The 23,693-nt window shown below is 54.9% G+C and carries 31 protein-coding genes and 1 tRNA gene; 16 read left to right on the top strand and 16 right to left on the bottom strand.

Annotation, left to right across the window (positions count from 1 at the left end; genetic code table 11):
- Positions 1–64 precede the first annotated feature (64 nt).
- The gene (locus BXY66_RS05895) at positions 65–730 is read left to right on the top strand and encodes a BUD32 family EKC/KEOPS complex subunit (protein ID WP_132859225.1); all 666 of its coding nucleotides are present in this window, start codon (positions 65–67) and stop codon (positions 728–730) included.
- 2 nt (positions 731–732) lie between these two features.
- Here BXY66_RS05895 and BXY66_RS05890 read toward each other — a convergent pair whose 3' ends face one another.
- Positions 733–1,875 (bottom strand): hypothetical protein, encoded by a 1,143-nt coding sequence (locus BXY66_RS05890; RefSeq protein ID WP_132859224.1) that lies wholly within the window; start codon positions 1,873–1,875, stop codon positions 733–735.
- 345 nt (positions 1,876–2,220) lie between these two features.
- On the opposite strand from BXY66_RS05890, the gene BXY66_RS05885 reads away from it, so the two are divergent.
- Entirely contained in the window at positions 2,221–3,417 is a 1,197-nt protein-coding gene (locus BXY66_RS05885) for a tyrosine-type recombinase/integrase (protein WP_165929110.1), read from the top strand.
- Positions 3,414–3,629 (top strand): hypothetical protein, encoded by a 216-nt coding sequence (locus BXY66_RS05880; protein ID WP_132859222.1) that lies wholly within the window; start codon positions 3,414–3,416, stop codon positions 3,627–3,629. The genes BXY66_RS05885 and BXY66_RS05880 overlap by 4 nt, the downstream gene beginning before the upstream one ends.
- A 10-nt stretch (positions 3,630–3,639) precedes the next feature.
- On the opposite strand, the gene BXY66_RS05875 is transcribed toward BXY66_RS05880, so the two are convergent.
- Together BXY66_RS05875 and BXY66_RS05870 are read right to left on the bottom strand one after the other, a co-directional pair.
- Positions 3,640–3,831, bottom strand: coding sequence for a hypothetical protein (locus tag BXY66_RS05875; protein WP_132859221.1), 192 nt, complete (start codon positions 3,829–3,831; stop codon positions 3,640–3,642).
- 92 nt (positions 3,832–3,923) lie between these two features.
- Positions 3,924–4,112 carry a hypothetical protein gene (locus BXY66_RS05870; RefSeq protein ID WP_132859220.1) on the bottom strand — a complete coding sequence of 63 codons (189 nt, stop codon included), beginning with the start codon at positions 4,110–4,112 and terminating at the stop codon, positions 3,924–3,926.
- Between the two features lie 226 nt (positions 4,113–4,338).
- Between BXY66_RS05870 and BXY66_RS05865 the strand changes: the two genes are divergently transcribed.
- On the top strand, positions 4,339–4,623 hold the full coding sequence (locus BXY66_RS05865) for a hypothetical protein (RefSeq protein ID WP_132859219.1): 285 nt from the start codon (positions 4,339–4,341) through the stop codon (positions 4,621–4,623).
- A 100-nt stretch (positions 4,624–4,723) separates the two neighbouring features.
- Here BXY66_RS05865 and BXY66_RS05860 read toward each other — a convergent pair whose 3' ends face one another.
- Positions 4,724–5,188: a hypothetical protein gene (locus BXY66_RS05860; protein WP_132859218.1), complete on the bottom strand. Its 465-nt coding sequence runs from the start codon at positions 5,186–5,188 to the stop codon at positions 4,724–4,726.
- A gap of 284 nt (positions 5,189–5,472) precedes the next feature.
- Between BXY66_RS05860 and BXY66_RS05855 the strand changes: the two genes are divergently transcribed.
- Positions 5,473–5,694 (top strand): hypothetical protein, encoded by a 222-nt coding sequence (locus tag BXY66_RS05855; protein WP_132859217.1) that lies wholly within the window; start codon positions 5,473–5,475, stop codon positions 5,692–5,694.
- 493 nt (positions 5,695–6,187) lie between these two features.
- Here the strand turns inward: BXY66_RS05855 and BXY66_RS05850 are convergent, their stop codons facing one another.
- Positions 6,188–6,463 carry a hypothetical protein gene (locus BXY66_RS05850; protein ID WP_132859216.1) on the bottom strand — a complete coding sequence of 92 codons (276 nt, stop codon included), beginning with the start codon at positions 6,461–6,463 and terminating at the stop codon, positions 6,188–6,190.
- 275 nt (positions 6,464–6,738) lie between these two features.
- Between BXY66_RS05850 and BXY66_RS05845 the strand changes: the two genes are divergently transcribed.
- The gene (locus BXY66_RS05845) at positions 6,739–7,341 is read left to right on the top strand and encodes a hypothetical protein (protein WP_132859215.1); all 603 of its coding nucleotides are present in this window, start codon (positions 6,739–6,741) and stop codon (positions 7,339–7,341) included.
- A 23-nt stretch (positions 7,342–7,364) separates the two neighbouring features.
- Here BXY66_RS05845 and BXY66_RS05840 read toward each other — a convergent pair whose 3' ends face one another.
- The 3 genes from BXY66_RS05840 to BXY66_RS05835 form a co-directional block, all read right to left on the bottom strand.
- Positions 7,365–7,571: a hypothetical protein gene (locus BXY66_RS05840; protein WP_132859214.1), complete on the bottom strand. Its 207-nt coding sequence runs from the start codon at positions 7,569–7,571 to the stop codon at positions 7,365–7,367.
- Positions 7,572–7,776: 205 nt separating this feature from the next.
- Positions 7,777–7,905: a hypothetical protein gene (locus BXY66_RS20680; protein ID WP_279432483.1), complete on the bottom strand. Its 129-nt coding sequence runs from the start codon at positions 7,903–7,905 to the stop codon at positions 7,777–7,779.
- Between the two features lie 123 nt (positions 7,906–8,028).
- Positions 8,029–8,388, bottom strand: a complete 360-nt coding sequence (locus BXY66_RS05835) for an HNH endonuclease (RefSeq protein WP_132859213.1) — start codon at positions 8,386–8,388, stop codon at positions 8,029–8,031.
- Positions 8,389–8,602: 214 nt separating this feature from the next.
- Here BXY66_RS05835 and BXY66_RS05830 point away from each other — a divergent pair, with 214 nt between their 5' ends.
- Both BXY66_RS05830 and BXY66_RS05825 read left to right on the top strand, forming a co-directional pair.
- Complete coding sequence (locus BXY66_RS05830) at positions 8,603–9,127, top strand: hypothetical protein (protein WP_132859212.1); 525 nt, start codon at positions 8,603–8,605, stop codon at positions 9,125–9,127.
- A 35-nt stretch (positions 9,128–9,162) separates the two neighbouring features.
- On the top strand, positions 9,163–9,723 hold the full coding sequence (locus tag BXY66_RS05825; protein ID WP_132859211.1) for a hypothetical protein: 561 nt from the start codon (positions 9,163–9,165) through the stop codon (positions 9,721–9,723).
- A gap of 10 nt (positions 9,724–9,733) precedes the next feature.
- On the opposite strand, the gene BXY66_RS05820 is transcribed toward BXY66_RS05825, so the two are convergent.
- On the bottom strand, positions 9,734–9,940 hold the full coding sequence (locus BXY66_RS05820; RefSeq protein ID WP_132859210.1) for a hypothetical protein: 207 nt from the start codon (positions 9,938–9,940) through the stop codon (positions 9,734–9,736).
- 105 nt (positions 9,941–10,045) lie between these two features.
- Between BXY66_RS05820 and BXY66_RS05815 the strand changes: the two genes are divergently transcribed.
- Entirely contained in the window at positions 10,046–10,666 is a 621-nt protein-coding gene (locus BXY66_RS05815; RefSeq protein WP_132859209.1) for a hypothetical protein, read from the top strand.
- 105 nt (positions 10,667–10,771) lie between these two features.
- On the opposite strand, the gene BXY66_RS20675 is transcribed toward BXY66_RS05815, so the two are convergent.
- The 6 genes from BXY66_RS20675 to BXY66_RS05790 all read right to left on the bottom strand — a co-directional run bounded on the left by BXY66_RS20675 (position 10,772) and on the right by BXY66_RS05790 (position 15,747).
- The gene (locus BXY66_RS20675) at positions 10,772–10,894 is read right to left on the bottom strand and encodes a hypothetical protein (protein ID WP_279432482.1); all 123 of its coding nucleotides are present in this window, start codon (positions 10,892–10,894) and stop codon (positions 10,772–10,774) included.
- A 27-nt stretch (positions 10,895–10,921) separates the two neighbouring features.
- Positions 10,922–11,188, bottom strand: coding sequence for a hypothetical protein (locus BXY66_RS05810; RefSeq protein ID WP_132859208.1), 267 nt, complete (start codon positions 11,186–11,188; stop codon positions 10,922–10,924).
- Between the two features lie 590 nt (positions 11,189–11,778).
- Positions 11,779–11,863, bottom strand: a tRNA-Leu gene (locus BXY66_RS05805).
- A gap of 74 nt (positions 11,864–11,937) precedes the next feature.
- Positions 11,938–12,996, bottom strand: coding sequence for a Hint domain-containing protein (locus tag BXY66_RS05800; RefSeq protein WP_132859207.1), 1,059 nt, complete (start codon positions 12,994–12,996; stop codon positions 11,938–11,940).
- A 74-nt stretch (positions 12,997–13,070) separates the two neighbouring features.
- Positions 13,071–14,768 carry an NAD(P)H-hydrate dehydratase gene (locus BXY66_RS05795; protein WP_132859206.1) on the bottom strand — a complete coding sequence of 566 codons (1,698 nt, stop codon included), beginning with the start codon at positions 14,766–14,768 and terminating at the stop codon, positions 13,071–13,073.
- Positions 14,769–14,976: 208 nt separating this feature from the next.
- Entirely contained in the window at positions 14,977–15,747 is a 771-nt protein-coding gene (locus BXY66_RS05790; RefSeq protein WP_132859205.1) for an NAD(P)H-hydrate epimerase, read from the bottom strand.
- 175 nt (positions 15,748–15,922) lie between these two features.
- Between BXY66_RS05790 and BXY66_RS05785 the strand changes: the two genes are divergently transcribed.
- The 3 genes from BXY66_RS05785 (at position 15,923) to BXY66_RS05775 (ending at position 18,372) form a co-directional block, all read left to right on the top strand.
- Positions 15,923–16,261 carry a P-II family nitrogen regulator gene (locus tag BXY66_RS05785; RefSeq protein ID WP_132859204.1) on the top strand — a complete coding sequence of 113 codons (339 nt, stop codon included), beginning with the start codon at positions 15,923–15,925 and terminating at the stop codon, positions 16,259–16,261.
- Positions 16,262–16,300: 39 nt separating this feature from the next.
- A complete protein-coding gene (glnA, locus tag BXY66_RS05780) occupies positions 16,301–17,707 on the top strand; it encodes a type I glutamate--ammonia ligase (RefSeq protein WP_132859203.1) in 1,407 nt (468 codons plus the stop codon).
- Between the two features lie 149 nt (positions 17,708–17,856).
- The gene (locus BXY66_RS05775) at positions 17,857–18,372 is read left to right on the top strand and encodes an aggregation factor core (RefSeq protein ID WP_132859202.1); all 516 of its coding nucleotides are present in this window, start codon (positions 17,857–17,859) and stop codon (positions 18,370–18,372) included.
- Between the two features lie 4 nt (positions 18,373–18,376).
- On the opposite strand, the gene BXY66_RS05770 is transcribed toward BXY66_RS05775, so the two are convergent.
- The gene (locus BXY66_RS05770; RefSeq protein WP_132859201.1) at positions 18,377–19,387 is read right to left on the bottom strand and encodes an MBL fold metallo-hydrolase; all 1,011 of its coding nucleotides are present in this window, start codon (positions 19,385–19,387) and stop codon (positions 18,377–18,379) included.
- A gap of 293 nt (positions 19,388–19,680) precedes the next feature.
- On the opposite strand from BXY66_RS05770, the gene BXY66_RS05765 reads away from it, so the two are divergent.
- The 4 genes from BXY66_RS05765 (at position 19,681) to BXY66_RS05750 (ending at position 23,691) form a co-directional block, all read left to right on the top strand.
- Positions 19,681–20,154, top strand: a complete 474-nt coding sequence (locus tag BXY66_RS05765; protein ID WP_132859200.1) for a peptidase associated/transthyretin-like domain-containing protein — start codon at positions 19,681–19,683, stop codon at positions 20,152–20,154.
- A gap of 27 nt (positions 20,155–20,181) precedes the next feature.
- Positions 20,182–20,787, top strand: a complete 606-nt coding sequence (locus BXY66_RS05760) for a ferric reductase-like transmembrane domain-containing protein (protein ID WP_243694305.1) — start codon at positions 20,182–20,184, stop codon at positions 20,785–20,787.
- Positions 20,788–20,815: 28 nt separating this feature from the next.
- A complete protein-coding gene (locus BXY66_RS05755) occupies positions 20,816–21,694 on the top strand; it encodes an amidohydrolase family protein (RefSeq protein WP_132859198.1) in 879 nt (292 codons plus the stop codon).
- A 299-nt stretch (positions 21,695–21,993) separates the two neighbouring features.
- Positions 21,994–23,691: an AbgT family transporter gene (locus BXY66_RS05750; RefSeq protein WP_132859197.1), complete on the top strand. Its 1,698-nt coding sequence runs from the start codon at positions 21,994–21,996 to the stop codon at positions 23,689–23,691.
- Positions 23,692–23,693 lie beyond the last annotated feature (2 nt).

The raw sequence follows: 23,693 nt of genomic DNA, 5'->3' as shown, positions 1-23,693 counted from the left end.
ACAAAATTTGCCGAGCGGGTTTGAAGACGCGCTGCACTCTCACCTTTCAACCAATCAGTCGCGCGTGTCCCGCCTTGTTTTTGAAGGCAAGACGTTCTGGGTAAAACAGCGCGAACGGGTCAAAGGTTCAAACCGGATTTTCAAGCACTCTCCTGCGAAGCGGTTCAAGCGCGAGTTGCAAATTCACATGGGCATGATCGACGCAGGAGCGCCGGTGCCCGAAATAGTCCTCGCTGGCGAGGAATTCGTCGTTTTCGCTGATGCCGGACCAACGCTGCAAGCCATCTGGTCCAACGGAAGTAAATCGCCGGAAGAAAAGACAATGATTTGCTTCAAGGCGGGTCAAGCTCTTGCGGAACTGCACAACACCGGCAATTACCACGGCAGGCCGGCCGCCAGAGATCTGTGTTGGGATGGAAGCCGGATCGTTTTCTTGGATTTTGAACACCATTCCAAACGCCGCGACAACAAGACCGGTCGGGCTTTGGATGTCATTTGCTTCGTGCACAACCTCGCCTCGCAGAAGGCACCCGATTCTCAAGCGGTAAAGGCCGTCGTCGACGGCTATCGGGACAGCGATCGGAGTGAGGTTTGGCAGGAAGCCTGCTCAATCGTACGTCGATATGGTTGGCTTGAAATCCTCACGCGCCCAATTCAGGCCCGAAAGGACCCGCACGCCCTCGAGTTCAAATCTCTACCTGGGATCATTCGGATCTTTTCTGAACCCTAGCTTCAGAAAGTCCAATTGAAGCCAAACGCCTGAACCGTCGATTTCAGGAAGTCTTCATTGGGAAGCCCGATGTTGGTGTACCCGTCATAGTTTCGCACGGTCAGGAATACCTCGAGGTCGTACTTGTCGACCCGTTGCACAATGGAGATACCGTCAGAGAGACTTTCGCTTCCTGCTGCCCCGAAGCTGCCACCGTTATAATAGTCATACGAAATTGCGGTGCTGCCGAACGAGAAGAAATCTCGCTTTAAGCCAATTTTGGCGTACCCAAAGTGGGCCTCGGTGTGACCAATGATCGGGTGCGCTGTGGAAACCGCAAAATTCAGACCACTCGGTTTATGAATGATCGCAAGCCCGCTTCCGCCAGCATAGTCACCGCCACCAAGGCCTTTGAGGGACAACTCCACAGCCAGATCGATGGTTCTCCACTGTTTGTCATAGCGCGCAACCACGTCGAAGTATGTGGAATCATCGCCGCTGGTCAGCACCTCGCGCCCAACTGACGTCGACAGGCGAAAATTGGCAAACTGCGGCGAGTCGTATCTCAGACGCAAACGACGCCCGGAACTGTAGTTCCCGAAAGACTCGTTGAGCTGTCGTGCTTTTAGCCCACCGCCCGGATCCAACCGCCAAAAGTTGCCACCCGCCAGCTCTGCGGGATTGTTTGACGCGATCACATCTGTGCCGGAGAAATCCGGGGCGGACCCCTTGCCGGACATATCACCATGCCCGATGTAGAACGTTCCCACACCATCCTGTGCGAACGCGACGTCCAGTTTTCTGAGGCTGGTTTCGTCAAAACTCCAGCTGGAATTGTCTCGGTCCAGTTGGCTGACCTGATTGGAACGTTTCGGCGCCAGCCCGAACTCAAACGTGCCGGTCATGTCCCAGCCGGAGGAAAGAACCCGATCAAATCGCGCCCCGAACCGGTTGACGTTGTCCCCGACGGCATTGTCGACGCGTCCATAGTTGATGCTCTCAACACCATCATCGTAATTCATGATCGCCTGATTGATGGCGCCATAAAATGTAAGACCCTCCGGCACCTGCGCCGACGCGTCTGAAACACACACGCCCAAAACGGCGGCACCCATAAACATACCCGCAAATTCACGGACACCTGCTCTTCGAGTTAATTTTGTCATCCCCAACAGTCTCTTCAAGTATTGGCGTAAAATGGTCTTTAGTTAACTATTTCAGAAATAGTCCGACCCGACATCTCAAATTTGGTGTCTTACGTTGAAATGCTGTGTGACCTGAGTTTTTTCGGTCACGGCGGACTGCTCGTTGCCCTGCAGCCAAAACTGGCCAAAACCCAAAAACAGCTTGGTTTTTCTAGGAAGAGTGGTGCGGGTGGAGCGACCCGAACACTTGTCTGGTGCAATCGTTTACCATTGCAATGGCCATTGTTTTACAGCAACATTTTGAAAAACCCTCCGATGCCTTCCGCTTAAATCCGATCAAAGTGGGGACCAAAGTGGGGGCCAGATTTGGCGAGAAACAAGCTGACAGCACTTCAGGCAAAAAACGGCAATGGAAAGCTGTTTGATGGCGCAGGCCTATACTTGCAGAAGCGATCCGCGACATCGGGGCGATGGATATATCGCTACACGCTGCAAGGACGGTCGCGCGAAATGGGACTTGGCCCTTTCCCCGCCGTTACACTGGCGGACGCGCGCAAGCAGCGCGACGGATGGGAAAGCATCCTGAGGTCTGGCAAAGACCCGATGGCAGAAAGAGAGAGGCAGGAAGAGGCGGCGCGGATCGAAGCCAGCCGCGCAGACCCGACTTTCGCTGAAGCCGTACAAACGACTTTTGAAGCCAAGAAGGGCGGACTTCGCGGCGAAGGCAAAGCAGGCAGATGGCTCAGTCCAATTAACCTCTATGTGACGCCTGTGATCGGCCATATGCGCATGAGCGCAATCCACCAGTCCGATATTCACAGGGCGCTGAAACCGATCTGGCGAAAGAAACACCCGACCGCCGAAAAAGCGATCCAGCGCACCAGCATCATCTTCCGGCACATGCGACTGTCCGGCGTTGAATGCGACCCCTTCACCGTCGATATGGCAAAGCACATGCTTGGTGAATATCAGCACAAACCACAGAAGACCCGCGCGTCAGACTGGCGCGACATGCCGGAAATCTTCGCAGCTCTCAATCGGGACGATGCCTCGCACCTTTGCCTGCGTTTCAAAATCCTGACGATGGGGCGATCTGCCGCCGTGCGCGGCGCGCGCTTCGATGAAATTGAAGGCGACGTCTGGCACATCCCGGCAGAGCGGATGAAAGGCCGCGAAGGTGTTGTCCAAGATTTTCGCATCCCGCTGTCGCCAGCGGCACTGGAAGTGATCGAGCGCGCGGAAGCCTGGCGCAGGGGCGGGTTTCTGTTTCCCGGTCAGACGCGGGGCGGCGTTTCGGACGTCGCCATCAACAAGGTTTTCAAAAAGGTGGACCCAAACGGCACCCCGCATGGAGTCCGCACCAGCTTCAGAACGTGGGTTCAGGATACCGACGCAGCGCATTTTGATGTGGCAGAGACAGCTTTGGCGCATATCGTCGGAAACAAGGTAGAACGCGCCTATGCCCGCTCCGATCTGCTGGATCGCCGCCGGATCCTCATGAATGCCTGGTCAGACTTTGTGACTGGTGCGGCAAGTCAGGTTGTGCAATTGCGTAATGCATGAACTCGCAAAATTGGCCCTTTGAAACCGTTGAAATCGCCTGTGACCATTGCGGGCGGTTTGGCCGGTATCACAAGGCGACCTTTCTGGAAGTTGTTGGGGAGCAAATAGAGCTGCCGCAAGCGCTGGAAATCGTGTCACAAGACTGCCCGCATCGCGCAAACGACTTGGACCCGATGCGGAAAGTGTGCAGGCCCTATTATGCGCAGGACTGATGGAAATCGGCTACGCCATCCCAATAATCGCAGACTGCTCCCGCATCTTTTCCAGACGGCCATAAAGACTCCCATACAGAAGGAATAAATCGCGGTCATTGTCCCGCACCGCAGCCCTGCCGAGATGCTTCACAACTCGCCCCAGATCCTCTTCAGAGATCGCAATATAGTTTTTGTCCGGACCGTTAACCTGCGTTTCCATGATTTCCCAAATGCCTTTTCGTCCAAAAAATCTTGTCAGGAGAAAGTTGACTCGGGATTGGTAAACAGTCGGTTAACGCGCCGAACGGTTGCTTAATACTTGTGAATGGAAAACAGCAGACTGTGATAGCCGCGCCGATCAATGGTTGAGATGATGTCTTGATACAGGTCCAAAGCGACAGTCCCGGTTGGGTTCAACGTCTCTTCTTCCAGGCGCTTGATCCACCGCGCAACGTCTTCAAATGGAATGCAGACTTCAGATTTCCTCTTATGAATATTCATTAAAAAATTCTCCCTAAAACAACACCGTCACCAACCTCGAACGCAACGGAGAACTCTTGAAACCAAAGGGAAGAGCCGCGGCCCTCCCCTCATAAATGCTTTGGTATTGAGATTGATAGTTTGATAAATTTAGTGCTGCTCGACGGGATTAATGCTGACAAACTATGCTTAATAAGAAGTTACCGTCGCGAATCCGGTCGCTGCGCTAGAATGGAGGAAAGGCAACGTGTTCTTTTGCAAAGTTGGTCGCGTACTCGCTTGGATTGTCTTTGTGCTATCTGTTTTTGGCATTGTGAGCGGTTTCTTTGTGGCGTTCAGCAGCCCGACGCTGGAAGACAATATGGCAATGTCTCGAAATATCTTGGGGACGGAAACGTCTGGCGAACATATAACCCGATCAACGTATATGCTTCTGGGCGCGCTGGTCTTGGGGATACTTTCGGAAATTGGTTTGAAACTGGCCGCTACTTCGAGCGCCAAGCCCGCGCAGCATCAAGAGCAAGACACCTAAGCGCTACCAAGGAACACACAGCCAATTTCTGCGCTGAGAAATTAGGCGGACGCCTTGCGGTCCGAAGTACACGTATGACTGTTAGCAACTCAAAAAAAATTTAGAGAATAACGCTACTTACCTGCCAGATGCCAACAATGAACGACGCGAGAGACACAACGGCTATCACCAGCGCGGCCACATGGAAAAAATTCACCAACTTGCGTCTTCCAACGGTCTTTGGCCCTTCAACAACGAAGGGATGCGCGTATTTGAACTCATGGGATTGTGCATGCGTTGCCTGCAAATACATGACGACATAACAGAAACCCGCCGTAAGAACCGCAAACCCCGCGCCGCCCGCATACCAGACCAATGACCGAACGACTGACGGCAAATCGATAGCCGAGTCATTTGCTGCGCCAAGGTTTGCTACAAACGCGAGCATGGCCACCGCAGCACCACCGTTCAAAAGCAGTAGCGCTTTAACAGTCGCCTCTGCGAAACCGACCGCAGCTTCATTCATATACCGGATCTGGGAAGACCACTCGTCATGCTTCCCCTTTGCAAGCTCGATTTGTTCCATTCCGCCCTTTCCGCGAGAGGTTTTACACCTCCTTTTTGCACGTTTTGGTGCATTTTTTGCTTTGCATTTTGCACCAATTAGTGCATAATATAGATGTGCAGAGGGGGCGGGATGGTCCCGCCCCGCACAGGAGGAGAAAAAGATGAAACTTCAAATCATCGCCCTCATCCTCCAGATCATCACTGTGGTGGCGCTCGTCGCAAACATTGTCCACCACTGGTGATCGGAGAAGTCAGCCCTGAGCAATCAGGGCTGGCGCTCTCCCTCTATTTAAGGACGTGACCATGAAGGCGCAAGATTTTCTGGACTGGATGGAAAAAGCAGATGCCCGCTATGCAGCGGACATCGTGCGGCATCTGGACTGCGGACGCAATCGCGCGCAAGCCATGAAGAACGCGGCAGAAGAAGGCGAAGACGTACCGGTCAATCGCACCACTGCGCTGGCCATGTCCGCAATTGCCGCTGGCCTTCCGGCCTGGGGCGAGAAAGGAGACTTCGATGAATAGAAGACTGACCTGGCTGTCCATCGGCCTCTCGATCCTGATCCTGATCCTGATCGCGATCAACTTTCAGGTTCAATAAACGTAATATGCCCCCGCCGGATAACCTGCGGGGGCACTGCTTTTTGACGGCTAGACTTCCGGTTTCGCAAGGTTCAATCTTTGATTGATCATGCCAAAACTGCTTGGTAGAGCAACCCTACCACTCATACTAGAAACCGTTGCAGATCTACATCAACTTCGCAACTCAAGTACCTAATTTTTAACTTTTTCTCCCGTCTTCCTGCTTTGCTGCTACGCGGTGTTCATGAACCGATAATCAGTAAAGGACACCAATGCCTCGTTTTCTCCTACTCGTCGCATCCGGCACTCTTTGTGTTGGCTTTGCCATCGCCACTGCTTCTCAATTTTGTGACGGGGGTTTTCTAGCCGGCGCGGGATCGGGCTTTCTCGCTGTGGTCAGTGGATGGGCATTCGGCAGAATATTTCAAAGCAAGGACTAATTGGCGCCCTGGCCCGGACAACCCTGCCCGGTCAGAGTACATACAATCGCGGCCAGCGTGGCGATCTGATCGCTGGCGGCATCCATCCATTCTTCGGTGCGGACCAGATAACGCGCGGCTTCGGCATTGCCTGCGCCAGCTTCCGGCAAAAGCGGTTTGTCCGGCACAGCCAGCACATCGGGCGGCACTTCAATCTTTGGCGCGGTGTCGCCGCAGGAGATCAAAAGCGTGATCGACAGCAGGGCTGCGACAGGTTTCAGGGTCGGTGACATCTGCAAGATCCTTTGTGATTGACCGGAAAGCTTCCGCCAGCTCGCGCGAAAAAGAGTATGAAATCATTGCCTTTTTCATTGGATGGCCTTTCGGATCAGGCGCGCATTGGAACCGTCTACGCATTGCGAGGCACTGTGTAGAATTCAGAAAGCGACTTTCCACCTACCGTTGCCAAACTATTTTATTTCATTTATTGAAATATTTTTCGGAAACTATAACTGTTCAGCGAAAGTGATCTACCAGCCCACTAATCTAGCAAACGGGACTAATTACGATGTCTAAATTTACTTCGATGCAAGCGCTCAAATGGGGCTTCATCTTCCTTAGCGTCAACAGCTTGGTAATTTTCCTGGTTCCTGTGCCAGCCCAGTTTGATCCGACTGCCGAACTCATTCTTGCGCCGATTGCAGGTTTTCCCGTTGGAGCCGCCCTGTATTTTTTTCACCTGTTTCCAGCTGAAGCAACGCGCTACATCAGATATCGCTTGGCGATGCTGCGCGGCTCACAATGGCCCAACGAGGGAACCGCGAAGACTATTCGGACGATGTGGCTATGTGGTGTCATCGGTTCGGGCCTTCTATGTGTGACCTTTATTGATCTCGCCTATGTTACTTTTCCACAGACCTACACGGCTCCGGGCTCCATTTATTCTTATAACGGCCCGCCAGCCTCCCTGCTTCTACCGATGTTTGAGGTCGCTGGTTTTGTGATAGGCGTGAGTGCCTTCTTCCTTTTTAAGGGGCTGGCAACAATCTTCGAGTTTTCGGCCCCCAAAATAAACAAAGCAAAGCCAGTGGTTTCAAGCGCAGCCAGCAATATGAGTTCTTGGTCGGCGAACCAATTTGCGAATTGGAAAAACCATGACTATCGAAAGTGATCTAACCTAGTGCTAAACTAATGTCAGAGTTGACACCCTAAGCCTGTCAGCGTGCAAACGGTGCCCGCCATCAGGCTGATCTGACAAAGCGCGGCATCCATCCATTCTTCGGAGCGGGCCAGATAGCGTGCGACTGCGGCATTGCTTGCGCAAGATGCTGGAAAAAGCGGTTTGTCCGGCACAGCCAGCACAACCAACGGCACAGGCAAGGCCCGTGTCAAACAGATCACGCACGGCGCACGAATCTTATCGGAGTGGATATTGTCACAATCAAGCGCCAGACGCGGAATAGCATCCCCTTGTTTAGTAGTAAAAAATCAATGCTGTGACCGTTTATGTCGAACCAGTCAGTATCGACTTGTGCAGACAACGCCACACGACTGGCCTGCGGGCGGAAATTTGAATTTCAAGCTGGTTGCTCTTAGTCGCAAAGCCCTATCGCCAGCGCCTTGGCCGCAGGTCATCCAGCCGGGCTCGCACCCGCTCATCCAGAATATACAGCTCGATGCCCGCTTCGGTCAGAGGCACCACCTTTTCTTCCTTCGGTTTGCGCCCCCTTGCCATGATCTCAAAACCCTCTCAGATGTGGCTTTCTCTATTCAATTCCGACTTTGCACACAGAAAGGTTCCCCCTCCGGTTTCATGCTTGGGCGGGATTTCTTGAACCCTCCCCCCTCCCTTTTCAGATCAGCGGTTTGCCGGATGCTGCGGATCAATCGGCCAGCCGTCTGCGCCGCGCTCTTCGGAATAGCCGCGCACTTCCAGACGCTGTTTGTTTTGGTCGTGATCATCAGGGCAAAGTGTCTGGAGGTTTTCAGGATCAAAGAACAATTCCAGATCGCCGCGATGCGGGATGATATGGTCAACCGCCAGGTAACAGCGGCGCGGGTTGGTTTGCTTTGCGCCCGATGCCGTAAGCGACCCGACATTGATGATGCCGCGCCGCGCACAAGCCCGACAGACCGGCTCCTTCAGAAGGTGCGCTGGCCGCAACCCACTTCGCCACGCCGCCTTGTTGTAAAGGTGATGGTAGGACTCACTCGCCATGTCATGACCCCGCCGCCAAAGCAAAAGCGCCCGACCGTTTCCGGTGGGCGCTCTTGTAGATGATGCACAAGTGATAAGATGCCGGTGGATTAAGCGTCAACAACTTTCTCATAAGTCTTTGTTTTCATAATTAAATAACCAGTCATTGCGTGTTGAATATCCGTTAACCAAAATCCTGTAGCCAAAGCCTGAATTCAATACAGGATCATCCGCCATGAAACCCGCAATCGCCGTGATCACCGCCGCCGCATTGACGCTCGGAGCGCCAGCAAATGCTGGACCAGACGAGACGACAAGGCATTTGATGAATGAGTATGTGACCTTGCTGGACTGGGGAGTGTACCGCTTGACAAACAGATTGGACAAGATGGACCTCGGATCGTTTTGGGCGACTGCTTCCTACGACTGGGACACCAACCAAATTGAAATAGAACTCATTCAATCCTCCAAAGGCAAAAACTTAGAAAATCACAAGGCCGAATGCCGCCGAGCCATTGGCCTAGTCCGCAACAATGCAGGCTATGATCCCGATGGAAACCTATACCAGAGCATGAAACACAGCATCTACGCAGGGCTGTTCAGCCATACAGGTTTTGTGAACGGTGGCATAACCGAGCAACACACGCGCCTTGCTGACCTCGATAAAAAGATCACCATTGGCACTAGCACCTATTTTAGTGGAGGGGTGCTGCACTGCTCTGCCAAACTCGCTGGCACAAGCGTAAGCTTCACTGAGTAACTGAGGCTAACCCGAAAATGAATAAGGGCGACATCATGAAATCCGCTATTGCATCGATCACCGCTGCCGCTTTGACGCTTGGAACGCCAGTCAGCGCAGGGCCAGACGACATCACCAAACACTTAATGACGGAACCTGCTTCTCTACTTGATTTGGGATTGGTTAGACTCCAGCAACGCTTGCAGGAGTCCCAAAAGGACGGCGACAAATATCATTACTCGACCAACTTTTTTTTTGAGACGAATACCATTGGGGTGTTTGCGGCGCGAGCGCTAGTTTCAGAAACGGATCGCTCAAGAGAAGAAGCCGCGTCTCTCTGCGACGACAAATTGGTTCAATTGCGCCTTGATGGAGGCGTCTGGCCTGCAAGTGGCGAATTAGGAGTCGGAGAATACTCAAGGTGGTCCTCTCTCTTTACCCACATAGGCTATACGACCGGGTCGTCCGAAGTTGGAACGGAAAGCCTGAAGGGGCTAGATAAGAAGTTTCAGATCTCCGTCATTGAATACTTCATGGATGGCGAGGACACCAAGGTACTGAAATGCGTAGGAGCGCTTTTAGGCACTGGCTTTTCAGAACAAGTCCTCGACTATTGACGCCAATTGATCACCCAAAGATCGGGTTGGTGCGGCCTTCACTAAAGGTGATCGCGCGCTGGTTTGCGCGGATGGCTGGCCCCATCATCCGGTCCAGCACCGCGCGCAATGCGGATTGCAGATCCGCGATCAACTTTGCGTTCTTCGTCCAGCCGTGTTGGCGCAGCACATCGGACAAGGTGCCGTCTTCCAGACAAACGATGTCGACCAGCTGCATGGCTGCCCAGGTCCGCCAGGTCGGCTGCCTCTCCGCTATTGCTGTAGGTTGATTTGCCTTGGCCCTTACCGTTTAGTCCTCGGAAGAAAATTCAAGGACCAATCGATGAAAGAACTTCTCTCAGACCATAGTGATTTTGAAAAAACCAAACGCGCCTTTATGGCTTCCTCAGTTGCGTTGATTGTGGTTCAGGCGCTGACGTTTCAATCCGACCACATCGAAGTGTTTAAGCTAAAGCTAGCAGTAGACGCTGAAAAACTGATCTTCGCGGCGCAGGCGGCTTGCCTCTACTTCTTTGTCATTTTTATCTTTCGCGCGGTCCCATTTACCGTCACTGCAATTCAGTCGGACAGGCTCGACACGATTTCACGCAAAGCGAAAGAAATTTCCAAGCTAATATCCATAGAGATAAACGAAGTTACTCAAAAAGAACTGAGGGAGCTAATCGATCAAGTTCGCAGCGGCAGTCCGTTCGCGACTCTTACTGAATCCGAACGGAACCTACTGAACTCCATGACACAGGAGTTTGAGGGTCTGCCTTATCGGCTTGAAACGGGATCTAGAAAAATTGTCCAAGCGGTGATCGATAAAAAGACCCGCTGGGTGAATTGGACTCAGGACGCCGAGTTCGTTGCAGTAAACTTGGTGGCTCCGCTTCTAGTTTTCTTTGTAGCGTTAGTCTTCCCGACAATCGAAAAACTCGCCTATTTGCTTGATTGGCTGTAATGGGAAAGCCACCAATTCCCCGCGCGCGTTGTGACCTAATTGGGTGAGAAGATGAGCTGGTGGAGACACTTCTTCCGTTCCTCGCCTCGCCCACGAAATTCCAACTCACCCAAAGATTAGATTGGTGTGACCCTCGCCATAGGTGATCGCCAGCTGGTTTGCTCGGATGGCTGGCCCCATCATCCGGTCCAGCACCGCTCGCAAAGCGGATTGCAGATAAGACCGCACCAGCCTGCTTTCGCTGGATGGCGGCACCTAAAGAGCGCGCGCCCAATTGGCGATGGAGACTTCGGACGACCAGCAATTTTTGTGCGCGCCGGTTGCACAGTTGGCGACGGTTTCGCGCAGCGCTTCCAACCGGTCGGCCTTCATATAGGCCAGCCGCGCCATCGGGCCATCCAGAAACGCTTGGTGTTTGCTCTCACTCACATTGCGCTTGCGAACCATGCCCAGTTCCAGCAGCGGTTTGATCAACAAGTCTCTCACACGGTCTTTGCCGTCTTTCAGTGCCTGACCTTCCATGTGCCTGCGCTTTTCTCAGCAATCGCGACTTATCCTCAGGCACTGCGCTGTTTTGCAGACCAATCCCCTGCAAAAACGTCCGCGCAAGCCTGTATCTCTTTCTTTTGATTTCTTCTCTTTTCCTTTCAGCGGCGCGGTTTTCGGAAGAAATAAAACTTCCAAAAACGGTTTTATTTCTTCCAGCGGAAGGTTTTGTGTAGCTTGTTTAAGTCCAAGTTCTGCGCGTCAGCCAAAGCATTTTGTGCTTCCATGATACGTTACTGCGTGGCGCTGCCGCAATGGTAATTCTCTTCGGTCTAGTCTTTAATGGCGTTCCCGCGGTCTTCTCTGGCCGCAATGGTTGGCAGCGGACCTGCGCCTGGCAGTCCGCTCTTAAGGTGGGCGCGCTAGCCATTTGGCCGCGACACCTTTTAGCGGATGGTGAAGTCCGGCGTGCTCGAGAAGTTTCGCCCGTTTGAAGGTGCGCACCCAGTCTACGCCGTCGCGCAAATCGACTCTGTCCACACCCATGAAGCTAAAATAGAAGTGGGGACCAAAGTGGGGGCCAAAACCCCACCCATCACGTTTTTTCATTTTTTTCAATGATGTAGTGGTGCGGGTGGAGGGACTTGAACCCCCACGCCTCGCGGCGCCAGAACCTAAATCTGGTGCGTCTACCAATTTCGCCACACCCGCACGTAGCGCGCCTCTTAGCAAAGCTTTTTCAGGGATGCGAGAGGAAAAATATCGCAACGCGCATTTCTTTGCGATTACCCTACCGCAAGAATGGCCTCGACTTCACGCCGATACGCCAACGGGCGGGCCGGAGCACGCTCGGGGCCAGCCTCAAGTTCCGGAAACAGGGCACGCAACTCGGCCTTTGACTCGTCGGGCAAGGACGACATCGCGACCTCACCAGGGTTCAAACTTTCGCTCGGCACCCCATCAGAGAGCAAGATTTCGTGTTGGTCCAGCTGCAGATGAATATAGGTGACAGCGCGCAAACCTTCAGCCACGCGAACTCCCTCGCCGTCCACAAGATGTGCAGCCGCTGCCAGCACCTGCGGCTCACCGCAAATCAACTCGGCCCGCCAGCCACCCAGCAAAATTCGATGCTGAGGCGAAACCATCATGTCCCGCTCCGGCATCATCACACCAAGTGCGCCTTTGCGGATGAGGATAGGCCGGTATTCGGGTCGCGTCCGAAGCACATCTTCTGACACGCTCACATGGCCGACCCAACGCACTGTCTGCGGTCCGCGATCCAGTGTCATGACTTCATCACCGACCTGTATCTCTTCGACCGGCTTTTCTCCACGCTTCATGCGGATACGGGTTCCCGGCGTAAAACATGGCGGTGCTGCGATTGTGCTTTGTTCAACAGCCGACCCACCCGAAGGTCCCTCCTGAGCAGAAATGACGTTGAGCGCGACACCAACCGGTGGGAATTCGTCGACAAACGCCAAGCCCTCGATCGTGCCGTAGGCTGGCGACGAGTTGCGAAAATTCACAGACAGGACCCGATACGTCAGGCCGGTATTGGGGTCCTGCAGCACAAACTCGTATTCGGCTTCGATCCGTGTGTTGTTGGAATAGCTGACGCCATCGAAGGTTTGCGTTCCGTCGAGCCTCTGATTGCCGTCGTTGTCGTCGAAATTGCTGTCACTGCCGCCGTCGCTTACGTGAATTTGCTCCCACGCGCTGGCGTTCAGCGTGATCGTCTCCCCCACAAGGTGAGATCCATCGCCCTGCGTGACTCCATCCAGCTGCTCTCCGCCGGACACCGAAACATGGGACTCGCCAAGAGCCCAAAAACTGTAATTTGCCATGTAAGCTGGACCTGCCCGATCCGCGTAGTTTTGTTATTCCGGAAAGTTTATCACAAATTGGAACAACCTCGCAATCACTCCGCAAGGCCGGCAAGCACTTTCGGCAGTATTTCGGGCAGGTCTTCCGCGATCAGACCGGGCCCGAACGCACGCGCGCATTCCACATGCAACCACGCTGCCGTCTCCGCCGCTGCCATCGGCGCAAATCCCCGCGCCAAAAGCCCCGCGATGAAACCCGCAAGAACATCACCCGAGCCCGCGGTCGCCAACCACGGCGCCGCCCGCTCATAGACCGCCGCATTCACCGAACACCGACCAGAGGGGTCCGCGATCACCGTATCCGCCCCTTTATAAAGAACAACACACCCGGCCCGCGCCGCCGCCTCCCGCGTCGCATCCACCTTGGAATAAGCCGGTCCCTTGGTGGGCACCTCCGCCAACTTCGCGGCAATGTCGGGAAACAACTTGGCAAACTCCCCGCCATGCGGCGTCAGCACGCATTTCTCATGTAGCATCTCAAAAAGCGTTTCCGGCCCCTTTGCAAACGCCGTCAACGCATCCGCATCCAACACCGTCGCACGCTTGGTCGCCAAAGCCACCGGTACCAGCTCCCGCGCCCGCACCAAGCCCATTCCCGGCCCCAGACACAGCGCGTTGATCCGCGCATCGTCCAAAACAGCCGACAGCCGCTCACCATCCGCCACCCGCTTGAGCATCAACGCCGTGATCTGACAGGCCACCTCCTGCTGCGCCGAGGGCGGCACACCGAGCGTCACCAGCCCCGCGCCAACCCGCAACGCCCCCCGCGCCGCCAGCCGCGCCGCGCCGGTTTTGCCGGAGCCTCCGGTGAGGATGAGGGCGTGGCCGTGGGAGAATTTGTGGCTGTCGCTTCGCTTGCAAATAAAACTCGGATGTATCGCGCCAACCTCCTTAACTAAGCTCCTTCTAGCGACACGCCATAGAGCCACGTCATCCCCAACTTCTGGAGCGCAGTTCTTCACCCACAAGTGCCTGCTTTGAGTGTCTTCTAGTCCGATATCCACTACCCGCAACTTTCCACGCCTTTTCGCGCCCTCGCCCAGAATGTGGCCCACTTTTGCGCGATGAAACGAAATCGTAAGGTGGGCCGCGGCAGAAAACCTGTGCCAGACCTCTTCATGCTCAAACTCACACCCGCTGTCGGCACAGACGCCGCTGGGAATGTCTACCGCGACAATTGCTGGTCGCCCGCGTTCGTGCCCGAACTCAACATCAAAACAATCGACCATGTCCTCCATATTCCAGAAGAGGTTGCTAAGTTCCTGCAAGCCGCGCTTCAACCCGGTTCCGAACAACGCGTCGACAAGCACATCGCATTGCCAGCCATCCGAATGGGCGTATTCCTCCAGCGCCTCAACCGCCCCAATCTCCACCCACCGCTCATAATTCCAGCGCGCATCCGGCGGCAACTTCTTGGCATCCCCATAAAGAAACACCTCCACATCCCAGCCGCGCCCCTGCAACAGCCGCGCCACCACAAACCCGTCGCCGCCATTGTTCCCCGGACCGCATAGCACGACCGCTCGCCGCGCCTTTTCTGTGTTGGAACTCTCGGGCTTGCCAGAGTCACCAGCCCTGCCCCGCTCCTCCCCAAGCTCCGGCCACTCCTCGAAAATGGCCTCCACAACACCCCGCCCGGCCCGCTCCATCAACTCCAGACCAGTCACTTCACCCGACTCAATCGCCGCCTGCTCGATGGCGCGCATTTGCGCAGCCGTTAGCAATTCGCTCATTTCCAAATCTTCCCTAAGTTCGATTGAGCGGCTTTCGCCACACTGACAATTTCCTATGACACCAGCCTAATCGGCCCTCCCGGAGTGCACTCGGAAACGCACGACACCAGACCGACACCGGGCAGACGTTGCGACCGCCAATCCTAGTTCGTGACGCTAGCGCATTTTTGATTGACCCGTACGGCGTGCTTTTTCGAGCGTCCGTCACTCAATTTTCGTTTTTTTGGTCAACCTGCGGGCCGTTTCCCAACCCAATATCCTTTACCACCAGCTTGCCAGACCACTCTTTTGCACGACGCCGCGTGTGTCCGCATTTCGCTCTATGAAATGTCACTGTTAGGTCGGCACGAAGGCAAAGCTCAGACATTTCTTCGCCGGTGTCTCCGTTCAATCCGCTTAAAATATCAACCGCCACCAGCCTATTGGACTGCCAATTTCTTTCGTACCGGATGTTATTGAACAGCTCCAAGATTTCCTCCGGCAATGGACGGTCCAATCCGGTTCCAAAAATTGCATCAACAAACACATCAAACTTCTTTTCTGCCAACCTCATGTCTCTATGACCCAGCGGGTATATAGCGTGAAGCTGCTTATACTTTTTATACCAGAGCTCTGCGCATTTGTGAGCTTCTGGTGGCTGTATGGAGGGCGGCCCCAAGAAAAAGACTTCTACATTCAATCCGCGATCGGCAAGCAACTTAGCAATTACAAACCCATAGCCTCCATTGTTGCCTGGGCCGCATAAAACTCCGATCCGTGGTGTCCCAACGGCGCGGCGCAAACGCCAGCGCGCCGCCTTTGCCCGCAAACCAGCTCCATGCGCCATCTTTGGAGTATCCAACTCCGGCCACTCCTCGAAAATGGCCTCCACAACACCCCGCCCGGCACGCTCCATCAACTCCAGACCAGTCACTTCAGCCGACTCAATCGCCGCCTGCTCGATGGCGCGCATTTGCGCAGCCGTTAGCAATTCGCTCATTTCCCGTGCATCCCGCGATTCAATTCAGCGCATTTTCGCGCCACTTTGCCTATTTTTTAATCACACACCCTGAAACCGCCACTGCCCAAGGCCCTGCGTCACCCTATCCAATTGTGACCCACAAATGAAAGTGATCTGTCCGGTTCCAAGAACTCACTTGAGGAGGGGTCTCCATATGAAAAAGATCGAAGCCATCATCAAGCCGTTCAAGCTTGATGAAGTCAAAGAAGCACTCCAGGATTTCGGCATCCAGGGTCTGAGCGTTGTCGAAGTCAAAGGCTTTGGTCGCCAGAAGGGACACACCGAACTGTATCGCGGCGCGGAATACGTCGTGGACTTCCTGCCGAAAGTCAAAATCGAGGTTGTGCTCGAGGACGATCAGGTAGACGGCGCCATCGAAGCCATCGTGGGCGCTGCCAAGACCGACAAGATCGGTGACGGCAAGATCTTTGTCTCCCCGGTGGAGCAAGCCATTCGCATCCGTACCGGTGAATCCGGCCCGGACGCGCTGTAATATCACCCAAAATTCAAAGCAATCAGAAGGACTAAGGGAATGAGCGCAGACGCAGTTCTCCAGCTGATCAAAGACGAAGATGCGGCATATGTCGACATCCGTTTCACCGACACACGCGGCAAGCTGCAGCACGTGACCGTGGACGTGGACCTCGTAGACGAAGACTTCCTCGAAGAAGGCTTTATGTTTGACGGTTCCTCCATCGCGGGCTGGAAATCGATCGAAGCTTCCGACATGAAGCTGATCCCCGACACCGCTTCGGCATATGTTGACCCGTTCTATGCGGAAAAAACCATCTGTCTGCACTGCTCGATCGTTGAGCCTGACACTGGTGAATCCTACGAGCGCGACCCGCGCGGCACCGCAGAAAAAGCCGAAGCCTACCTGAAAGCATCCGGCATCGGTGACGTGGCTTACATGGGCCCGGAAGCAGAATTCTTCCTGTTCGACGACGTGCGCTTCTCCAACACCATCAACAAAGTGTCTTACGAAGTAGACGCGATCGATGGTTCCTGGAACACCGACACCGAATACGAAATGGGCAACATGGGCCACCGCCCTGGTGTCAAAGGCGGCTACTTCCCGGTCAACCCGACCGACGACAGCCACGACCTGCGTTCCGAGATGCTCTCCACCATGAAGCGTCTGGGCATGAAAGTGGACAAGCACCACCACGAGGTTGCCTCCTGTCAGCACGAGCTGGGCCTGATCTTTGACAGCCTGACCAAGCAGGCGGACGAACTGCAGAAGTACAAGTACGTGATCCACAACGTGGCCGCGTCCTACGGGAAATCCGCAACCTTCATGCCCAAGCCGATCTACGGCGACAACGGCACCGGCATGCACGTGAACATGTCGATCTGGAAAGACGGCAAGCCGCTCTTTGCTGGTGACAAATATGCCGACCTGTCTGACGAAGCACTGTACTTCATCGGCGGCATCCTGAAGCACGCGAAAACGCTGAACGCCTTCACCAACCCGTCGACCAACTCCTACAAGCGTCTGATCCCGGGCTTCGAGGCACCTGTTCTGCGCGCCTACTCCGCACGCAACCGCTCGGGCTGTGTCCGTATTCCGTGGACCGAAAGCCCGAAAGCAAAGCGCGTAGAGGCACGTTTCCCGGATCCGTCCGCGAACCCATACCTCGCGTTTGCAGCCCTGCTGATGGCTGGCCTGGACGGCATCAAGAACAAGATCAACCCTGGCGAAGCCATGGACAAGAACCTGTACGATCTGCCTGCCGAAGAACTGGCCGGTATCCCGACTGTATGTGGGTCCCTGCGCGAAGCTCTGGAATGCCTCGAAGCAGACCACGACTTCCTGCTGGCTGGCGACGTGTTCACCAAAGACCAGATCGAGGGCTACATCGAGCTCAAGATGGAAGAGGTCGAAACCTACGAACACACACCGCACCCTGTTGAATTCGGCATGTACTACTCCTGCTAATTCGCAGAACTGGGACAGTGAAAAGAAAGGGCGCTCTCCGGAGCGCCCTTTTGCTTTCGGTGTCCTCTCCACGTAGCAGTTAACAAATTCAATGATCCGCTCTGCCTCTCCCTGCGTAACACTGTTGTTACCCACCGAGAGGCATTTCCATGCGCATTCCCTTTGCCACTGTTTTCTTCCCCACCCTGGCCCTCGCTGCAGTGGTCGCCACCCACGCGCTCTCCGATGTGGATGTGCGATTTGTTGAAGGCGCGCCTAAGGATCGCTTCGAGGTCACAAACTCCGGCGCTTGTGCCCTGACAGCATCTACAGTCGCGCTTGATCTTTCGACATCTCAAGCGGGACTGATTTTTGACGTCACGGGTGCCGGTGCCGGAGTTGAAGTGTTCCAGCCTTTTGAAATCACGGCGGGGAAAGAAGCTTTGAAACGCATCCCGGTTGTTACCGACGGGCAAGACAAGCTTCTTCTGGAAATCGAAACGCTCGAACCCGGAGCAATGGTCAGCTTCACCATCGATGTGGACGACACGATCGGACAGCGCGAAATCACTGTTTCCGGCTCGGAAATCGAAGGGGCATCCGTACATCTTCAACAAGCCGACGCCAAAACGATTGCGACCTTCACACCAAGCGCAACGGCCCGCATCGAAACTGCAGGATGCTGACCTCTTAGCTGTCGATCCCAGCAAAGGGGTCAAAAGCATCTATCACCGGAGCAAACCCAACGTCCGCGGCAAACTCTTGTGTCACGCTGTCCATGACAGCCAAAGTTCGGTCTAGCCGCATGATTGCTGACGGCTCGAGTTGGACATTCTGGCTATCATGCCCTTCGCCGAACAATTTGGTCGAATCCTTGTCCCAATGAATTGGAATGATCCGTTTCGCGCCCGCCTCTTCTGCGAGGGACGTAAAGACATTTTCGAGATAAGACTTACTTTTCCAACCGTTGCCACCAATCCCCATCATGACAACATCCGCTTTGATGCCGTGTTCGGCCACAACCGTTTCAAACGCATTGGAACTTGGCACGATCAAAAGACCTTTGTCTCCCTGCTCCACCAATATCGACACTGCCACGCCTTCCTTCATGCCAAACAGAGACGTCGGCAAAACAATGTCTTCGGGATTGTTCCCCGCGCCGAACTCGGTGATGAACGAACAGAAGTGCTCGGTCCGATAAAGCGTGATTTTGAAACTACCGGCGCCAAAGCTACGCGCGTTCTGTGCTCCGCTATCGAAGTATTCTGACGGTGCCACCCGATCCCAGTCACAATCGTCACAATTGTCTCCGACAAATGTTCTGGCCGCCGCACGCAGGTCCCTGCCGCTTTCATCAGCCAACAAAATCGCACCGTGCCTCGCCGCAACAATCGCGCTGTCCATCGCGTGGTCATAGTGTCCATGTGCCGGAATTATCACTGAAAGACCGCTGTATTGCCGGCTTGCGCATGTGTTGGCCGGCTCGGCCACCGCGTTGATACACTCAAAATCTCGGATACCGAGAGCATCAGAGCCTGCCACGATCTGCTCAAGATCCGGCGCCATGGTGTTGAACAGGCTTCTATGCACCCTCGAAAAATAGCCATCGATCAGAACTTGCGTCCGCCCGTCATCCACCAGAATTGTACTGACACCGGAAAATTTGACGGTGAACCTCTCCTTGTCTTCCGTTACCGGCAATGTGTCCGTCTCAACCCTCTTCCGAAACTCGTTACTGCAGGATGGCAAGACGAGCGCGAGGCCTGCCAGAGCCAACAAACAAGGGATTGCTCTCTTCAAAATCCGGGGCATCAAAATTTCCTAAAGCTGAAATGCACGCTACAATAGCAACCATTGCGGTGTTCTCAAAACGTGGTGGAGGATCACGGATGCGGCACTCACACAGGCGTGAGCGCCGTTGACCCTCTTATCTCTCCGCCAAGCGCAATGACTGGGCTATACTGACTGCGTCCCGGTCACACAGGAGCAGCCCAATGGTCTTCACCCGCCGTACGTTTCTTGCCGCTTCCGGCGCATCGCTTTTGGCATCAGGCGGCATGCATCCGGCTCGAGCCAAGTCTCTTGCGCCTACCCGTACCATGCGCGGAGGCGCGAACAACTACATCCCCAACGCACCAATCGTTAAGCGCATCGGAGGCGGTGGTTTTTGGATGACCGGCTCCGTGCGTCGCGCCGGAGATGGCGCACCACTTGAAAACATCCGAATTCAAATATGGGCCCACACAACGGAAGGCTACGAACGCGACTGGCACAGCCACGGCGCAACCCTGACCGACGCCAAAGGGAACTTCCGCCTTGAAATGCCACAGATCGTGCCGGCCTTTGGACAGGCTCACGGCCACCTCGCTTATGACAGTGGTGATTACAAAACGGTGTTTTTGCGGCCCGTCATGCGCAGTTCCAAAGACACAACTCTGAACGCCGATTTTGTTCTCGAACCGTCCTGATTGCACCGCCCGATGCCTCGCTCTGCCTTGCTTTGGTCGCTGTTCGCGATCGTCTTCGTGACACCACTGGCACTCGCTGGCACATCCCCGTTGCTTGCGTGGAGGAGCGGTATCTACATCGCCGCCAGTTTTGCAGGAATCATCGCTTTCGGCCTTTGCCTCCTGCAACCGCTACTGGCGACCGCAATTCTGTCCGTTAACTCGCCCCAGCAGGCACGACGCTTGCACCGCCTGACTGGCACGGTCGTTTTCTCAGGCGTTCTATTCCACATCTCAGGACTCTGGATCACCAGCCCGCCGGACGTCATCGACGCGTTGCTGCTCCGCTCACCGACGCCGTTTTCAATTTGGGGAGTGCTGGCAACTTGGGCGCTCCTATTAATCGCCTTCCTTGCGGTCGCCCGACGAAAGTTACGATGGCCACCTCAAAGATGGGGACGTGTACATCTCCTGCTTGCCACAATACTCGTGACCGGGGCTATTCTTCATGTCCTGCTTATCGAGGGCACAATGGAGCCGCTTTCCAAATTCCTGCTTTGCCTGCTTCTTTTGGCCGCAACTTTGAACGCAGTAAAAAGAGCCGCCGCGCAAAAAAATCGATTTTTTACATCCACAAAGCCAAAAAGAAGGTAATACTGGGGCAAACCAGCCGGAGTCGCCCATGTTCAAGCCCATCCTTCCAATGCTTACCGTTTGTCTAGCAACCCAGGCATGGGCCGATGGTGATCATGAACCCATCGGAGATGCCGTGAAAGACCTGCCAATCTTTGACGCACACATTCACTACAAACAGCCTGCTTGGTCTGAATACTCCGTCGCATCGGTGATCGAGCTTATGGACAAATCCGGAGTTGCCATGGGGCTGGTGTCCTCCACTCCGGACGAAGGCACCATCATGCTTTGGGAATACGCTCCCAATCGTATTGTTCCGGAACTTCGCCCCTACCACGGCAGCGCTGGCTCCTCGAACTGGGCCAAGGCCGAAGGTATGGCGGACTACCTGGAGAAACGTCTGAATGCCTACCCGCATCAAGGCATCGGCGAATTTCACATTCACCGCCTCGACACGTCCGACGCAAAGCTGTTTAGGCAGATCATCAAAATGGCCCGCAGCCGTGACATATATCTACATGTTCACGCGGGCACAGAGCCGATCCGCTGGCTCAAATCACTCGATCCAAGGGTCAAAATCATCTGGGCCCACGCGGGCCTCGGCACGCCTGCACCCGAAGTCTATGACCTGATGGCGGAATTCCCGGACTTGCTGGCGGACACCTCGCTTCGCGAATACGACATTCTGGATCGGTCCGGAAAACTGGATCTTGATTGGGGCAAGGTGATTTTCGCCTTTCCGGACAGGTTGATGGTTGGCTCTGACACTTGGGTCAACAGCCAGTGGGACAACTACGAAGCCATCATCGCTTCCAACCGGGCGTGGCTGTCCGTGCTGCCCAGAGATATCGCGGAACAGATCGCCTACAAGAACGCCGAACGGGTTTTTGGCCGTACGGTGTCGCGCTCCCTCTTGGGCACACGGTAACTCACCTAAGCCATTTATTGCCAAGTTTGGCGCTCCAATCGGCCAGTTTTGGCGCACAATCGCGCCCTTAACTCATTCCAAATTGTGAAGAATCCCATTCCGGTTTATCGCCAACTCCGGAAACGCGCGCGACTGCGAATGCTTGATTTTCGCGGCATAGCTGGGCTTGATAGCTACAGTTGATCACACGACCGGCCATGCCGGACCGTCGACGTTTCTGCATTTGGCATGTCGGGTTGGCGGTATTTTATTACGACGCACTCGCCAGAAACGACGCGCGTGCCACAAAGGACAGTTAAATGACTGACACAGATACGACCAGCAAATCCAGCGCGATGCAGCGCTTTCTTGCAATGGTCGAAGGCCTCGGCAACCGCCTGCCCCATCCCACAATTCTCTTTATTTGGCTGTGTCTCGGTATCCTCGCGCTGACTGCCATTCTTGCAGCCCTCGGCGTTTCGGTGGAAACCGCAACTGGAACCTATGCGGTCAACAACCTGATCGGCAACGAACCGATCGACCTGCAAAACCCGCGCAACGGTCAGGTGATCGCGTCCTACCCCTCTGGCTGGCAGTATCTCTTCTCCACACTGACACCCAACTTCGTGAACTTTGCTCCCTTTGGCATGGTTGTCGTCATCATGATCGCGATTGGCGTGGCAGAGCATTCCGGCTTGATTGGGGCAACCATTCGCAAATTGGTGGTGTCCGTACCCGCAGCATTGGTGACACCAACTGTGGTGTTTGCAGGGGTTATGGCCAACATCGCGGCCGATGCAGGCTACTTTGTTCTTATCCCCTTGGGAGCTCTGGTCTTTTGGGGGTTGGGTCGCCACCCGCTGGCCGGCCTCGCGGCGGCATTTGCCGGCGTTTCCGGCGGCTTCTCCGCGAACCTGGTCATCACCTCACTTGACCCTCTGCTTGGCGGCTTTACGCAACCTGCCGCGGCGGTCGGTGACAGCATTCTCGGCACCGACTTTGCCGAGACCATGAACATTGCGACGATGAACTACTATTTCCTCGTCGTCTCCACAGCTTTGGTGGTGGTCATTGGCACGATCGTGGTGAACAAAATCGTCGAGCCTCACCTTGGCAGCTACACACCGGACGAAGACGCAGAATTGCCGGAAATGCCGCAAGGCGCGTCTGCGGCAGAGACCCGCGCTCTGCGGCTGGCTGGCCTCTCCGCCCTGCTTTACATTGGCGTGATCGTCTGGACTGCCCTGCCGACGCAAGGCAGCCTGCCACTTCAGGGCGTGTTCTCGACAGCATCACTCGCACCGGACACCATCGCCGCTCTGGAAGCCCGCTACGGCTCTGTCAACATCACCCATGCGCCTCTCTTCCAAACGCATATTCTGGTGTCCATCCTGTTCTTCTTCTTCCTGATCCCGGGGTTTGTTTACGGCCGGGCAGTTGGCGCCTTCAAAACCGGCGCGGACTTTGTCCGCACGATGGAAAAAGCGGCCCTGTCCATGGCTGGTTTCATCGTGATGGTCTTCTTCATGGCGCAGTTCGTGGCTTACTTTAATGCGTCCAACATCGGCGTTGTCATCGCGATGCAAGGCGCCGAGCTTCTGGAAGCCCTGCCCGCCGACAGCACCGGAGGCCGCATTGCGCTGATCCTCTGCTTTGTGATCCTGTCTGGGTTCATCAACCTGTTTATGGGATCTGCTTCAGCCAAATGGGCTATCCTCGCACCGATCTTTGTGCCCGTGATGATGACCGTCGGCATTACCCCTGCTGCGACGCAGATGCTTTATCGCATCGGGGACAGCACCACCAACATCATCACGCCGTTGATGACCTACTTCGCATTTGTCATCACTGTCGGCGCCAAATACCGTCCTGGTTTCGGCATCGGCTCCTTGGTTTCGTTGATGCTGCCCTTCTCGATCAGCTTCATGATCGCATGGACCATCCTCTTCATGCTGTGGGCCTTCGCTGGTCTCCCACTTGGGCCCGATGCAGGCATCTTCTTCGAATTGCCAAAGTAAAA

Source organism: Shimia isoporae, assembly GCF_004346865.1.
Classification (GTDB): domain Bacteria; phylum Pseudomonadota; class Alphaproteobacteria; order Rhodobacterales; family Rhodobacteraceae; genus Shimia; species Shimia isoporae.
The sequence above is the reverse complement of the archived record's forward strand: the minus strand, read 5'-3'. Positions and strand labels throughout refer to the sequence as shown.

Bases quoted from the DNA above. Each gene is read 5' to 3' on its own strand.
- BXY66_RS05790 (WP_132859205.1), bottom strand. From the start codon at position 15,747: ATGAGCGAATTGCTAACGGCTGCGCAAATGCGCGCCATCGAGCAGGCG.
- BXY66_RS05825 (WP_132859211.1), top strand. From the start codon at position 9,163: ATGAAATCCGCTATTGCATCGATCACCGCTGCCGCTTTGACGCTTGGA.
- BXY66_RS05820 (WP_132859210.1), bottom strand. From the start codon at position 9,940: ATGCAGCTGGTCGACATCGTTTGTCTGGAAGACGGCACCTTGTCCGAT.
- BXY66_RS05750 (WP_132859197.1), top strand. From the start codon at position 21,994: ATGACTGACACAGATACGACCAGCAAATCCAGCGCGATGCAGCGCTTT.
- BXY66_RS05835 (WP_132859213.1), bottom strand. From the start codon at position 8,388: ATGGCGAGTGAGTCCTACCATCACCTTTACAACAAGGCGGCGTGGCGA.
- BXY66_RS05755 (WP_132859198.1), top strand. From the start codon at position 20,816: ATGTTCAAGCCCATCCTTCCAATGCTTACCGTTTGTCTAGCAACCCAG.
- BXY66_RS05765 (WP_132859200.1), top strand. From the start codon at position 19,681: ATGGTCTTCACCCGCCGTACGTTTCTTGCCGCTTCCGGCGCATCGCTT.
- BXY66_RS05800 (WP_132859207.1), bottom strand. From the start codon at position 12,996: ATGGCAAATTACAGTTTTTGGGCTCTTGGCGAGTCCCATGTTTCGGTG.
- BXY66_RS05775 (WP_132859202.1), top strand. From the start codon at position 17,857: ATGCGCATTCCCTTTGCCACTGTTTTCTTCCCCACCCTGGCCCTCGCT.
- BXY66_RS05795 (WP_132859206.1), bottom strand. From the start codon at position 14,768: ATGAGCGAATTGCTAACGGCTGCGCAAATGCGCGCCATCGAGCAGGCG.
- glnA (WP_132859203.1), top strand. From the start codon at position 16,301: ATGAGCGCAGACGCAGTTCTCCAGCTGATCAAAGACGAAGATGCGGCA.
- BXY66_RS05810 (WP_132859208.1), bottom strand. From the start codon at position 11,188: ATGGAAGGTCAGGCACTGAAAGACGGCAAAGACCGTGTGAGAGACTTG.
- BXY66_RS05880 (WP_132859222.1), top strand. From the start codon at position 3,414: ATGAACTCGCAAAATTGGCCCTTTGAAACCGTTGAAATCGCCTGTGAC.
- BXY66_RS05845 (WP_132859215.1), top strand. From the start codon at position 6,739: ATGTCTAAATTTACTTCGATGCAAGCGCTCAAATGGGGCTTCATCTTC.
- BXY66_RS05890 (WP_132859224.1), bottom strand. From the start codon at position 1,875: ATGACAAAATTAACTCGAAGAGCAGGTGTCCGTGAATTTGCGGGTATG.
- BXY66_RS05855 (WP_132859217.1), top strand. From the start codon at position 5,473: ATGAAGGCGCAAGATTTTCTGGACTGGATGGAAAAAGCAGATGCCCGC.
- BXY66_RS20680 (WP_279432483.1), bottom strand. From the start codon at position 7,905: ATGGCAAGGGGGCGCAAACCGAAGGAAGAAAAGGTGGTGCCTCTGACC.
- BXY66_RS05860 (WP_132859218.1), bottom strand. From the start codon at position 5,188: ATGGAACAAATCGAGCTTGCAAAGGGGAAGCATGACGAGTGGTCTTCC.
- BXY66_RS05870 (WP_132859220.1), bottom strand. From the start codon at position 4,112: ATGAATATTCATAAGAGGAAATCTGAAGTCTGCATTCCATTTGAAGAC.
- BXY66_RS05850 (WP_132859216.1), bottom strand. From the start codon at position 6,463: ATGTCACCGACCCTGAAACCTGTCGCAGCCCTGCTGTCGATCACGCTT.
- BXY66_RS05830 (WP_132859212.1), top strand. From the start codon at position 8,603: ATGAAACCCGCAATCGCCGTGATCACCGCCGCCGCATTGACGCTCGGA.
- BXY66_RS05785 (WP_132859204.1), top strand. From the start codon at position 15,923: ATGAAAAAGATCGAAGCCATCATCAAGCCGTTCAAGCTTGATGAAGTC.
- BXY66_RS05875 (WP_132859221.1), bottom strand. From the start codon at position 3,831: ATGGAAACGCAGGTTAACGGTCCGGACAAAAACTATATTGCGATCTCT.
- BXY66_RS05815 (WP_132859209.1), top strand. From the start codon at position 10,046: ATGAAAGAACTTCTCTCAGACCATAGTGATTTTGAAAAAACCAAACGC.